The sequence below is a fragment of the Providencia sp. wls1914 genome (assembly GCF_009706645.1).
Taxonomy (GTDB): Bacteria; Pseudomonadota; Gammaproteobacteria; order Enterobacterales; family Enterobacteriaceae; genus Providencia; species Providencia zhijiangensis.
Genome location: NZ_WLUN01000015.1, coordinates 308,672 through 321,561, shown reverse-complemented (window position 1 = coordinate 321,561; position 12,890 = coordinate 308,672). Strand labels below are relative to the sequence as shown.

Genomic DNA, 12,890 nt, shown 5'->3' with positions numbered 1-12,890 from the left:
ATGATGAACATTCGGGTATTTGAAGTGGGATATTGCACCCATCCCGGCTGTGTTGCCCTTAAAGGTGCCAGTATGAAAGCGTGTAAATTCCCCGCACGGGCATGGCTGATTGAGGGGCATGACCAGCGCTGGCTGTTTGATACGGGGTATGCCGACCACTTTTATGACCATACCCGTGAAGGGATCATTCGGCTGTATCGAGCGGTTACGCCGGTTTATTTTGATACCAAAGATGCTCTCGTTTCTCAGCTTAAGGCGGATGGCATCACGCCCGCTGATATTACTGGGGTGATTATTTCCCATTTCCATGGTGACCATATTGCGGGGCTACGGGATTTCCCCTCTGTGCCGTTAATCTGTTCGGGGGAAGGGTGGCAAAAAACGCGCAATCTAACCAGGTTTTCCGCATTACGTAAAGCCTTTGTGCGAGGATTGATACCCGAAGATTTCGAAGAAAGAGCGCGGTTTTATGAAGGCTTTGAGCGTATTGAGCTCCCTGAAGCCTTAGCCGAATTAGGATTTGGCTACGCCATAAATCCTGAAAAAACGTTGATTGCAGTACCGCTGCCGGGTCATGCCGCGGGGCATACTGGATTATGTGTGGCGACGAATGGCGGCTGGATCTTGCTGGCGGGGGATGCAGCGTGGTCGCCAACGAATTATCGAGAATTGCGCGGGCCGATGGCGGTGGCGAATCTGATTATGGATGACCGCCAAGCCTATTACGACACGCTCAATAAATTGCATCAGATTGATAAGCGTCAGATACCGATCCAATTGTGTCATGAGGGCGAGCTGTGAAACTGCTGAAAATCCTGTGGTATTACTGGCAGGCTCGCCGACTGCGTTTTACGGATCCCACAGCGCTAGAGCGATATCAACAGCGAAAATTGTCGGTATTTACTCAGCGTTTTTTACGGCGTAGCCCCTATTTTTCGGCCTATTGTGAGCAAGCACTTACTCAGTGGCCTGTGATGAATAAAGCCTTGATGATGCAGTATTTTGACCGCATGAACACCCAAGGGCTGAAAGTGGATGAGCTGCTTGCCTGCGCAAGACAGAGCGAATCTTCCCGTGATTTCTCCCCAACAGTGGGGAAATTCAGTGTGGGGTTATCGTCTGGGACATCAGGAAAACGCGGGGTGTTTGTGGTTAGCCCTGATGAGCAAGCTCGCTGGTCGGGAACCATGCTCGCTAAGATGCTGCCGGATGGGCTATTTGCCGGAGAGCGCGTTGCACTGTTTCTACGTGCAAACAATAACTTATATGAAAGTGTGAATAACCGTTGGCTCTCATTTCAGTTTTACGATTTGCTAGGGGATTTTGATGAGCATCTTGCTGCACTTAATCAATGGCAGCCTACCATTATTGTTGCTCCTGCTCAGGTGCTGGTGGAAATCGCAAAACGCCAGCAGCGAAATGAGTGCTCACTAACCCCAAAAAGGGTGATATCAGTGGCGGAAGTGCTAAATGCCGATGACAAATCCCTGCTAAAAACGGTTTTTGCAGATGTGGGCGAAGTGTATCAAGCGACGGAAGGTTTTCTTGGCTGCTCCTGCCCTCATGGCACATTACATCTGAATGAAGCTTTTTTGCATATTGAAAAACAGTGGATTGATGAACGCCGTTTTTCACCGATTATCACCGATTTTACACGGCAAACTCAGCCGATTGTGCGCTATCAACTGGATGATATCTTGGTCGTTAGAGAGACCCCATGCCCTTGCGGCGATGCGCAAATAGCTATTGAACGCATCGAAGGGCGTAGCGATGATCAATTGGTGTTAACCAACCAACAAGGTGATCCAATAACCCTGTTTGCGGACGCCTGTAACCGATTGATATGTAATGCTTTGCCGACAGAAACAGATTACCGACTTCATCAACAGGGGAAGTTATTTACCTTATCCGCGGATTGTGAGGAAGCGGTGCTATTAGCATGTAAGCAAGCACTAACTGACTACTTTGAACTGCAAGGCGCAGTGACTGAGCATCTTCAATGGCAACTCAACACCAACTTGCCTGTGACCGTAATGGCAATTAAGCGTCGGCGGATCACGCGGGAGGCATCATGATAACGTCGATGTCAGTGTGGCAGCGCGTGGGGTATTTACTATTAGGTTGGGGATGTGTTGGGTTTATCTACTCATTGACGGGGCATATTTATTCTTCTGCACACGTTATTTCCCCCACGATAATTGATGATGCCATCGGTTATTCGCCAAATGCGGTATGGCTCTATCTCTCATTTTTCCTATTTATTCCCTGCGGTTATCTGCTGAGTCACGCAGAAAAAGTGAAGCCGTTAATGTGGCAGATGATCCTCTGTGCGGTGCTATCTGGCACGGTATATCTGATTTATCCAACCACAGCCGAGTTTCCTCAAAATATAGGGAGTGGGTTGACTCAACAGGCACTTGCCGGGTTATTGCAGGTGGATACGTCGCAAAATATGCTGCCTTCGCTCCACGTGTCATTGACGTTAATTGCATGGGGGGCTTTGTGTCGAAAAGGTCAATTTTTGAGAAACCTCTTGTGGCTATTGTGGGCGTTGATGATTATTTTTTCAGTCTTAATACTGAAGCGGCACCTGTTTATTGATGTGGTTGGCGGCGCGGCTTGTGCGTGGATAGCGATAACGGTTGTTCGTTTACTGACGTTTCGCTTATTGGCGGCTAATCCGTCACGGAGAGTGCGATGAATGAACTGACATTTCCCATTATCTTTATGGTGTTGATTGTGATGGTGGAAGCGCTGATTATTGCCTGTCAAAAGCGCGTTTCATTCAGTTGGCAAGATGTGGTTTTTAACCTTAATTCTGGGCATATCATGCTGTGGCTGTTCCGTGGGTTAGAACTATTTTGCTACGGTTTTGTGGTCACGCATTTTTCTTTTGGCCTTACCGATAGCTGGCCAACGTGGTTGGTGTGGTTGTTTACGTTAATTGCTTGGGATTTAGGGTTTTATTGGCTGCATCGTTTGCACCATCGTTACCGCCTTTTGTGGGCTGTGCATGTGGTGCACCATCAAGGGGAGCATTTTAATCTCTCGTTAGGGGTACGTAATTCGTGGTATTCCTCACTCACGTCTATTCCTTTCTTTCTGTTATTGGCGTTAATGGGGGTGCCGCTCACCGTCTTTATGACGGTATCCGTGCTTCATTATACGATTCAATTTTTTAACCACAGTGGATTAATTCCTCGGTTTAAATGGTTGGAATCGTGGATGGTGACGCCGCATCATCATCGGGTTCACCATATAAAAACGGGCGGGTACGCTAATCGTAACTTTGGCGGCAGCTTTATTATTTGGGACAAGCTATTTGGGACGTTTTCTGAATCTCCTGAAACGCCCCATCAATACGGTATTGGCGGTGAGGTTGCTACCGAAAATCCGCTGATAGATAGTAATCGTCCATTTTTGCGTATCTTGGGTGTGAAAAAAGTGAATAAACCAACGCATTCACCTCGTTATCACATCGGAAAAATGGGACTTGTGGGCGGGACATTGCTGCTGTTCACGTTGGTGATTGGATATGTGTATCGCTATGGGTACGGTTTTAATGGAACGACCCTTGAGCAAGTTGGGTTATTTCTGCTGCTGGCGGCGGGGACTGTTGCGTTGTCTGGCTTATCGAGCGGTTATGGTTGGGGAAAATGGAGCTGGTTTGCGGTGGCTAGCCTGATGCTGTTATTGATCATCATTGCAGGCTGGTTGACGCCATTCTGGCTGGTGATGGGGGCGCTATTATGGTTGCACAGCCTTGCTGTGCTAATGGGCGTAGGAACAACACCTGTGGATGGCCGTGATGTACAAGCCTAAGCCATTACCGCCCCTCGCTTTTCGCCAACGGGATGACTTGGCTTTTCACCGTGCATTGCAGCAAGCCGCGAAGGGGTATCTGCAAGAAAAAAGCGATCACCGCTTTGCCGATGGCAGGGTTTATCTCAAGAGTTTGGCTCTGATTTTGGTGTGCCTAGGCAGCTACTGGCTGATGCTAAGTTCTCAAGGTGGAATTCTGTTTTTTGTGGGCTATCCGCTGTTTATTTTCTTCGCCTTATTGCTGGCGATTAATATGGTGCACGATGCCTCCCATAACGCCGTTTTTCAGCGAGGGGCGCTTAACCGGATTGTGAACTTTTGGGTGACTATTCCTTTAGGGTTAGACCCCGATTGTTGGCGCGTGCGGCACATTGTTTTTCACCATTCCCATACCAATGTTCGCCATTATGATCTGGATATTGAAGAAAATTTTTTACTACGCCAAACCCCATACCAGCGCTGGTATCCGTTTATGCGTTGGCAGCATTTGTATTGGCCGCTGATCGCGGCAATGACATTTCCCGCGCTGATTTGGGGCTACGATTGGTTTGACCGTTTTCATTTCACACGCGTTGCCCCAAAAATGCGCCATCAGGGCGCGAAAGGTATTGGGGTATTTTTGCTGAGTAAAATCCTGCATCTTTTCTTAGCCATATTATTACCGTATTGGGTTTTATCCCCTTATGGCATCGGCATTGGCACGTTATTGGGTGTTTATCTGCTTAGCCAAATGTTCGCATCATTTATTTTTGTGGTGCTGATTTTGGGCACTCATTGGGCGAAAGCCACCTTTTATACAGCACCGGATTCAGGGCGCATGGAGCAAGGATTTTACACTCATACGTTCTCCACCACCTATGATTGGCAAACCACGCCGAAGTGCCTGACTTACTGGCTCGGCGGATTGAATTTGCATCTGACGCACCATTTATTCCCCAATTGGCACCATCGGCATTATCCAGCGCTTGCTCGTATTATTCAGCAAACTGCCGCGCAATTTGGCATGGATTATCACTGTGTTGATGCCAAAACCTTGTGGCGTTATCAGCAACGGTTTTTAAAGCGAATGGGGACAGGGGAAGGGGTTAGGTAATTTGGCCAGTATAAATATGTCAGCACAGAGGTGATTAGTGCAGACATAAAAAAACCGTGACTCGAAAGCCACGGTTTCTCTGTTTCTAAGTCATTGTATTGATGACTACAGCATCATACCGCCGAACAGGAAGCCGAAGGTAACGGCTAGTGCCACAGCGATAGTACCCGGAATAAAGAATGGGTGGTTAAAGACGAATTTACCGATGCGAGTTGTACCGGTGTCATCCATTTGTACCGCCGCAACCAGAGTTGGGTAAGTAGGCAGAATGAACAGACCGGATACTGCTGAGAATGAAGCGATAGCTGTTAATGGGCTAACGTTCAGAGCCAGAGCCATAGGCATCAGTGCTTTCGCTGTTGCTGCTTGAGAGTACAGAAGCGCAGAACAGAAGAAGAAGATAACCGCTAACATCCATGAGTGTTCGTGGATTAAATCACCTGCAGTTTCTTTGATCCAATCAATGTTGTGTTGTACAAAAGTATCACCTAACCACGCAATACCTAAGATACAGATACATGCGCTCATACCTGCTTTGAAGGTACTTGAGTTCAGGATTGCATCAGTGTTTACACGGCACAGAACAGTGATTAACGTAGCCACAGTCAGCATGATGATCAGGATAGCGTTAGTGGTGTTCATCAGTGGGGTTGCCACAATGCCTAAACTTGGGCTGTTGATAATTGCGTAGCAAACTACACCAACAACGCCGAGTAAGAACAGCAGAACAGACGCTTTAGCACCTGGTTTGATCTCTTTAACTTGGCTACCGCGCAGTTCAACTAAGCCTTCAGCTAAACGTTTTTGGTAGATTGGGTCATCAGACAGTTTAGAGTTAAATGTCCAAGAGATAATGAAAGACATCAGGATGATAGCTAAGAACGTTGCTGGTAATAAAATACCTAACAGCGTGATGTAGCTAACGGTGTTACCAGCGCCAACCATTGCTGGGTTTTCCATGACCGATGCCATGTAAACAACTGCCGCAGAGATTGGTGATGCTGTGATACCAATTTGAGCTGCAACAACCGCCGTAGACAGTGGACGACATGGTTTCACGCCTTGCTCTTTCGCAACTTCTGCGATAACTGGCAGAGTGGCTAATGAGATATTACCTGTACCTGCGAACAGAGTCAGAAAATAGGTCACGATAGGGGCAAGGATAGTGATGTATTTTGGATTGCGACGCAGTAATTTTTCTGTTTGAGCAACCAAGTAATCCAAACCACCCGCAATTTGCATTGCAGAGATGGCGGCAATAACTGCCATGATGATAGAGATTACGTCAAAAGGAATGGTTCCCGGTTTCACGCCAATTGCAGCGAGTACCAGAACACCAAGGCCACCGGCAAAACCGATACCTATCCCTCCAAGACGGGCCCCTAAAAAAATGGCCAGCAGAACAATGACAAATTCTACGGCTAACATAGTGTTTACTCCTCGACAAAAATGAAAATTATGAAACTGTTATGTTAATTATTTGTGTGTGTATTCATGAAAAAAGGCACGCTATCCGGTGGAAAGTCGTGCCCTTATTCTTAAGAATTATTTATGCTAAACATAAATAATTAGTCGTCAAATCTTTTTGCTTTATATGCTGGATGTTTTAGGTTCTCTACAGAGAAGATATCATCCAGTTGCGCTTCGGTAAGCAGTCCGCGTTCTAGGACAACTTCACGTACGCTCTTACCTGTTTCAGCACAGATTTTACCCACGATATCACCGTTGTGGTGACCGATGAATGGGTTCAGGTAAGTTACGATACCGATAGAGTTGAATACAAACGCTTCGCAGATTTCTTTGTTAACAGTAATGCCGTTAACGCATTTTTCGACTAAGTTGCGGCATGCATTGCTCATCAGAGAAATGGATTCGAACATCGCTTGACCAATTGCTGGTTCCATTACGTTTAATTGTAATTGACCTGCTTCAGCAGCCATCGTTACGCAGATGTCGTTACCCATAACTTTGAAGCATGCTTGGTTAACAACTTCAGGGATTACTGGGTTAACTTTTGCTGGCATGATAGAAGAACCTGCTTGTAATTCTGGCAGATTAATTTCTTTCAGTGCCGCACGAGGACCAGAGGAAAGTAAACGTAAGTCGTTACAGATTTTAGACAGTTTAACTGCTAAACGTTTCAGGCTAGCGTGAACAGTGATGTAAGCACCACAGTCAGACGTTGCTTCGATTAAGTCTTCTGATGGTACACAGGCTAAACCTGTTACTTCTGCTAATTTTTTAACAGCCAGTTCTTGGTAACCAGGGGCTGTGTTCAGGCCAGTACCGATAGCAGTTGCACCTAAGTTAACTTCGAGCAGTAAATCGATGCTACGTTTCAGATTTTTCTCTTCTTCTTTAAGAAGAGTTGCGAAAGCATGGAATTCCTGACCAACAGTCATTGGTACTGCGTCTTGTAATTGAGTACGACCCATTTTCAGGATGTCTTTGTACTCTTCTGCTTTACTTTCAAAACCTTTTTTCAGGTAAGTAACAGAATCGATTAATTTCAGAACAGAGTTATAAACCGCGATACGGAAACCGGTAGGGTATGCATCGTTGGTTGATTGGCTTTTGTTCAGATGGTCATTTGGGTTTAAGAATTCATATTCACCTTTTTTATGACCCATCAGTTCAAGACCGATGTTTGCCAGAACTTCGTTGGTATTCATGTTCAGTGATGTGCCCGCACCACCTTGGAATACGTCAACTGGGAACTGATCCATGCATTTGCCTTCATTCAAAACAACGTCACACGCTTTGATGATGGTATCTGCGATATTACGAGGAATAGTGTGCAGTTCTTTGTTAGCTAGTGCGGCTGCTTTTTTTACCATTACCATGCCGCGAATAAATTCTGGGACATCGTTAATGGTGCGGTCGCTGATATAAAAGTTTTCAATCGCACGCAGAGTATGAACACCATAATAGGCATCAGCTGGAACTTCTTTTTTACCTAACAGGTCTTCTTCGATACGAGTATTGTTTGACATGAGAACCTTCTTAATTAGATTACAGTTACTGTCCGTTTATGCGCTTTTAAAAATATATCCTAAAACTAAACTTCTAGGTGATTACCACCTATTACTCCTTTATCAGTATTATGTTCTACTGACTTATGGGGTGATCATATGCCCTTTATCACCCCATACCTTGAACCTAGATCATTTTATGGATTGATTAGTGCAATAGAATTTATATTGTGTGATTTAAATCACAGATAAGCCTTGTTAATGATCTTAGTCCATGAGTTGAAAATCACGATCAGAGACCCAATTATTATGGCTATACTGATGAAAAAAGCGAATATGAATAGTAGTCTCTTAGAGATAGTTCACAAAGGTTTTCATTTAGCCCCGAAAAATGCAGTAGCTTATTGATATTAAGGAGTACTTGTGCGCTGGTTACCACTAATTCTGATATGTATTTTGGTGTATATAGAGTCGGTCATTTTTGTCCGAGTTGCGGCTGAAATTGGTGTGTTGATGACATTAATTCTAGTGGTGCTCACATCCTGTTTGGGGGTTTCACTTGTGAAGAACCAAGGGATGAAAAATGTCATGCAAATACAACAAAAATTAATGAGTGGTGAAAGTCCTGCCGCTGAAATGATTAAAAGTGTGGCGTTAGTGTTAGCAGGATTTTTACTTATTGTTCCTGGATTCTTTACGGACTTTATTGGACTACTTTTATTACTACCACCAGTACAAAAATTATTTGTGATGCGTTTAATCCCGCACATCAAGTTTTACCAACCTGGAAATGGTTTTCAGGGGGGTGGCTATCAAAATGGCAATACCTTTGAAGGTGAGTACCAACGCAAGCAAGATGACCCTTCTTATACTATTGATCGTGAAAGTACTATTGATCGTAAAAGTACTATTGATGGTGAAAGCCATCGTGTTCCTGACGATAAATCTTCAGATTCCAACCAAGATAACCCGCCTAAACCTTAATTCCCTTTGAATGGTAGGGAGATAAATAATAAAAAAATTTATCTCCCACCCCTTGAAGTCTTAGTTATTCATCCCAATCTCCTGAATCATGGTACTGGTGAAGATCACCTTGGTATCGACCTTTTACCCGTATGGACTTTATTTGTAGGAGAACTATTAATGAAAATTCGTCCATTGCATGACCGTGTTATCGTTAAACGTAAAGAAATCGAATCTAAATCTGCTGGTGGTATCGTGTTAACTGGCAGTGCTGCGGGCAAATCAACTCGTGGTGAAGTTATCGCTGTGGGCCAAGGCCGCATCCTCGAAAATGGCGACGTTAAAGCGCTGGATGTGAAAGTTGGCGATATCGTAATTTTTAACGACGGTTATGGCGTAAAAGCTGAAAAAATCGACAACGAAGAAGTGTTAATCATGTCCGAGAGCGACATCTTAGCAATCGTTGAATAAGAATTTTCACTTAAAACTTTCATCAAACGAAAAGAATTTAAAGGAAAGAGATAATGGCAGCTAAAGACGTTAGATTTGGTAATGACGCTCGTACAAAAATGCTTCGTGGTGTCAATGTTCTTGCTGATGCAGTTAAAGTAACTTTAGGTCCTAAAGGCCGTAACGTTGTTTTAGACAAATCTTTTGGATCACCAGTTATCACTAAAGATGGTGTTTCTGTTGCGCGTGAAATCGAATTAGAAGACAAATTCGAAAACATGGGTGCACAAATGGTGAAAGAAGTTGCGTCTAAAGCTAACGATGCAGCGGGTGACGGTACAACAACCGCTACCGTTTTAGCTCAAGCAATTATCACTGAAGGTCTGAAAGCCGTCGCGGCGGGTATGAACCCAATGGATCTGAAACGTGGTATCGACAAAGCGGTTGTTGCTGCTGTTGAAGAACTGAAAACTCTGTCAGTTCCATGTTCAGATACTAAATCAATCGCACAGGTTGGTACTATTTCTGCAAACTCCGACGAAACTGTTGGTAAATTAATTGCAGAAGCAATGGAGAAAGTCGGTAAAGAAGGCGTTATCACCGTTGAAGAAGGTACTGGTCTGGAAGACGAATTAGACGTGGTTGAAGGTATGCAGTTTGACCGCGGTTATTTATCTCCTTACTTCATCAACAAACCAGAAACTGGCGTTGTTGAACTGGAAAACCCATTCATCCTGTTAGTCGACAAAAAAGTGTCTAACATTCGTGAATTACTGCCAGTATTAGAAGGCGTTGCTAAAGCGAACAAACCACTACTGATCATCGCTGAAGATGTTGAAGGTGAAGCACTGGCAACATTAGTCGTGAACACCATGCGTGGTATCGTGAAAGTGGCTGCGGTTAAAGCACCAGGTTTCGGTGACCGCCGTAAAGCAATGCTGCAAGATATCGCTATCCTGACTAACGGTACTGTTATCTCTGAAGAGATCGGTATGGAGCTGGAAAAAGCAACGTTAGAAGATTTAGGTCAAGCTAAACGTATCGTTATCAACAAAGACACCACTATCATCATCGATGGTATCGGTGACGAAACTGCAATCGCAGGTCGTGTGACTCAAATCCGTCAACAAATCGAAGAGTCTTCTTCTGATTACGACCGTGAAAAACTGCAAGAGCGCGTAGCGAAATTAGCTGGCGGTGTTGCGGTAATTAAAGTGGGCGCAGCAACTGAAGTTGAAATGAAAGAAAAACGCGCTCGCGTTGACGATGCTCTGCACGCAACTCGTGCAGCGGTAGAAGAAGGTGTTGTTGCTGGTGGTGGTACTGCGTTAGTTCGCGTTGCAGCTAAACTGGAAGCACTGAAAGGCGATAACGAAGAACAAAACGTAGGTATCCGTGTTGCTCTGCGTGCGATGGAAGCGCCAATGCGTCAAATCGTGACTAACGCAGGTGAAGAAGCTTCTGTTGTTGTTAACAACGTTAAAGCAGCAACTGGCAACGACGGTTACAACGCAGCAACAGATACTTATGGCGACATGATCGAAATGGGTATTCTGGATCCAACTAAAGTAACGCGTTCTGCTCTGCAATTCGCAGCATCAATCGCGGGTCTGATGATCACGACTGAAGCGATGATCACTGATATGCCAGCATCTGACGCTCCTGATTTAGGCGCAGCAGGTATGGGTGGCATGGGCGGAATGGGCGGTATGATGTAAGCCAACAGGCAAACATCTTGCTCAAGTAGCTACTAGTTAGTGGCTACCAGCCAAAATAAGACCGGCACCATGAGTTATCGAGTGGTGCCGGTTTTTTTATAGGCAATCAAATTAATGCTTTTGTGCTTTGCATTTATGAGGTTTATTACTTATTTTTGCGTTAAGGTGACTCATCGGGTTATATTTAATCCAAGGTAAAAAATAGTTTAAATAAGTAAAGAACATCACGAGCGTATTGATTGTTTTGTGATAAACTCTGAGCGATTGGCAGTTTTTATCCAGCCTACTTGGATATCTAGTAAGCTAATTTACTGCCATAAAACAGAATTTTGAGTGATTGGAGCTATAAAGGTTCAACAACCAGCTGCAAAAACACAATAAAAAATGAGGGAAAACATGCGAATTAAAGTCTTGCTTGGTGCTGCTGCATTACTAACTTTAGCAGGTTGTACATCAACCAATGATCTGACTGCGGCAGGCTCACAAGTTCGTTTTGTTGAAAATCAACCTGGAAGCGAATGCCAACTTCTTGGTCAAGTCACTGGAACTCAAAGCAACTGGTTGAGCGGCGTTAATAACGAGTCTAGCTCCATGCGCGGCGCAGCAAATGATTTACGTAACAAAGCTGCAGCAATGGGTGGTAACGTGATTTTTGGTGCTTCAAGCCCAAGCGAAACTGTCCTATCTAGCTTTGTTCCTGTTGATAGCAAAATGATTGGCCAAGTGTATAAGTGCCAATAATAATGTATCAATAAGACCCGCTTAATCAGTTAAGCGGGTTTTTTATGCCTATAAACTTTTATGTTTATTAACTCAGACTAGCTTTGGCGCAAGTTTAAATCGAGTAGGGTTTTGCTTGGCTCTCCACCAATTTCTCTCGCTAATTTCGGCACTAAATACCCTGAAACCTGACTTAACAATTCACGAATTAATTGTCGTGCTTCAATATCACTCACTAAGAAGTGGGCTGCGCCTTGGACTTTATCAAGCACATGCAAGTAATACGGTAAAATTCCCGCACCAAATAGGGCATTGCTCAGGTTTGCCAACGCAGTGACATTGTCATTAACTTGGCGGAGTAATACGCTTTGGTTTAGTAGTGTGACGCCCGCGCGTTTTAATCTCTGCATCGCTTTCGTAAACTCATCATCAATTTCGTTAGCGTGGTTAACGTGGGTTACCATAATGACCTGCAAACGTGACTGGGATAAGCGCTGGCATAGGGTATCTGTAATTCTTTCAGGGATCACCACCGGTAAGCGAGAATGAATTCGCAAGCGCGTAATGTGTGGAATTTCCTCAAGTTGGCTAATTAACCAGTCAAGTTCGTGGTCTTTTGCCATTAATGGATCACCGCCAGAGAAGATGATTTCATTGAGTTCACTGTGGTTTTTTATATAATCCACAGCCATCAACCAGTTATTTTTATTTCCTTTGTTATCTTCATAAGGAAAATGCCGGCGAAAGCAGTATCGACAGTTCACTGCACAACCCCCCTTAACCAGCATTAGTGCGCGGTTACGGTACTTGTGGAGTAAACTCGGGATCGCGTTATCCTGCTCTTCTAGTGGATCAGTAGAAAAACCTGGATGTATATCGAACTCTGCTTTTGCGGTTAATACCTGCAATAACAGAGGGTCTAGTGGATCACCTTTTTTCATTCGCGAAATAAAAGGGCGCGGAACGCGTAAGGGGAATAACTTACGTGCTTCATGACCTTCTCGCGATGGCTGATGGTCTTCTAAGTTTAGTAATTGCAGCAATTCATCCGGATTAGTGACTGCTTCAGCAAGTTGTTGTATCCAGACTTCTCTGGATGAGGTATTTTGAGTTATAATATCGACCATTTTTTGGCTATGCCATTTTTAGTTT

9 protein-coding genes and 3 pseudogenes are annotated in these 12,890 nt (G+C 44.5%); 9 read left to right on the top strand and 3 right to left on the bottom strand.

Annotated features, from left to right (window positions below):
* From GKR74_RS10550 to GKR74_RS10530, 5 genes and pseudogenes are all read left to right on the top strand, one after another.
* Nucleotides 1-798 (top strand): annotated as a pseudogene (locus GKR74_RS10550) (MBL fold metallo-hydrolase); the annotation flags it as partial.
* Nucleotides 798-2,069 (top strand): annotated as a pseudogene (locus tag GKR74_RS10545) (F390 synthetase-related protein); the annotation flags it as partial. The pseudogenes GKR74_RS10550 and GKR74_RS10545, both read left to right, overlap by 1 nt.
* Nucleotides 2,070-2,071: 2 nt before the next feature.
* A pseudogene (locus GKR74_RS10540) lies at nt 2,072-2,854 on the top strand (phosphatase PAP2 family protein).
* Nucleotides 2,743-3,822: a sterol desaturase family protein gene (locus GKR74_RS10535; RefSeq protein WP_336431321.1), complete on the top strand. Its 1,080-nt coding sequence runs from the start codon at nt 2,743-2,745 to the stop codon at nt 3,820-3,822. Before GKR74_RS10540 ends, GKR74_RS10535 begins: the two are co-directional and overlap by 112 nt.
* Nucleotides 3,809-4,915: a fatty acid desaturase family protein gene (locus GKR74_RS10530; RefSeq protein WP_154603515.1), complete on the top strand. Its 1,107-nt coding sequence runs from the start codon at nt 3,809-3,811 to the stop codon at nt 4,913-4,915. The genes GKR74_RS10535 and GKR74_RS10530 overlap by 14 nt, the downstream gene beginning before the upstream one ends.
* A 105-nt stretch (nt 4,916-5,020) precedes the next feature.
* Here GKR74_RS10530 and GKR74_RS10525 read toward each other — a convergent pair whose 3' ends face one another.
* Nucleotides 5,021-6,343: an anaerobic C4-dicarboxylate transporter gene (locus tag GKR74_RS10525; RefSeq protein WP_154603514.1), complete on the bottom strand. Its 1,323-nt coding sequence runs from the start codon at nt 6,341-6,343 to the stop codon at nt 5,021-5,023.
* Nucleotides 6,344-6,483: 140 nt separating this feature from the next.
* Nucleotides 6,484-7,908 carry an aspartate ammonia-lyase gene (gene aspA, locus GKR74_RS10520; protein ID WP_154603513.1) on the bottom strand — a complete coding sequence of 475 codons (1,425 nt, stop codon included), beginning with the start codon at nt 7,906-7,908 and terminating at the stop codon, nt 6,484-6,486.
* Nucleotides 7,909-8,310: 402 nt separating this feature from the next.
* Between aspA and GKR74_RS10515 the strand changes: the two genes are divergently transcribed.
* The 4 genes from GKR74_RS10515 (at nt 8,311) to GKR74_RS10500 (ending at nt 11,759) form a co-directional block, all read left to right on the top strand.
* Entirely contained in the window at nt 8,311-8,871 is a 561-nt protein-coding gene (locus GKR74_RS10515) for an FxsA family protein (protein WP_181477598.1), read from the top strand.
* A 159-nt stretch (nt 8,872-9,030) separates the two neighbouring features.
* Nucleotides 9,031-9,321, top strand: coding sequence for a co-chaperone GroES (locus GKR74_RS10510; protein ID WP_108478399.1), 291 nt, complete (start codon nt 9,031-9,033; stop codon nt 9,319-9,321).
* 53 nt (nt 9,322-9,374) lie between these two features.
* Entirely contained in the window at nt 9,375-11,018 is a 1,644-nt protein-coding gene (groL, locus tag GKR74_RS10505; RefSeq protein ID WP_036955948.1) for a chaperonin GroEL, read from the top strand.
* Between the two features lie 396 nt (nt 11,019-11,414).
* Nucleotides 11,415-11,759 carry a DUF4156 domain-containing protein gene (locus GKR74_RS10500; RefSeq protein ID WP_006662858.1) on the top strand — a complete coding sequence of 115 codons (345 nt, stop codon included), beginning with the start codon at nt 11,415-11,417 and terminating at the stop codon, nt 11,757-11,759.
* A 77-nt stretch (nt 11,760-11,836) separates the two neighbouring features.
* Here GKR74_RS10500 and epmB read toward each other — a convergent pair whose 3' ends face one another.
* Entirely contained in the window at nt 11,837-12,865 is a 1,029-nt protein-coding gene (gene epmB / locus GKR74_RS10495; RefSeq protein ID WP_154603512.1) for an EF-P beta-lysylation protein EpmB, read from the bottom strand.
* Nucleotides 12,866-12,890: the final 25 nt, after the last annotated feature.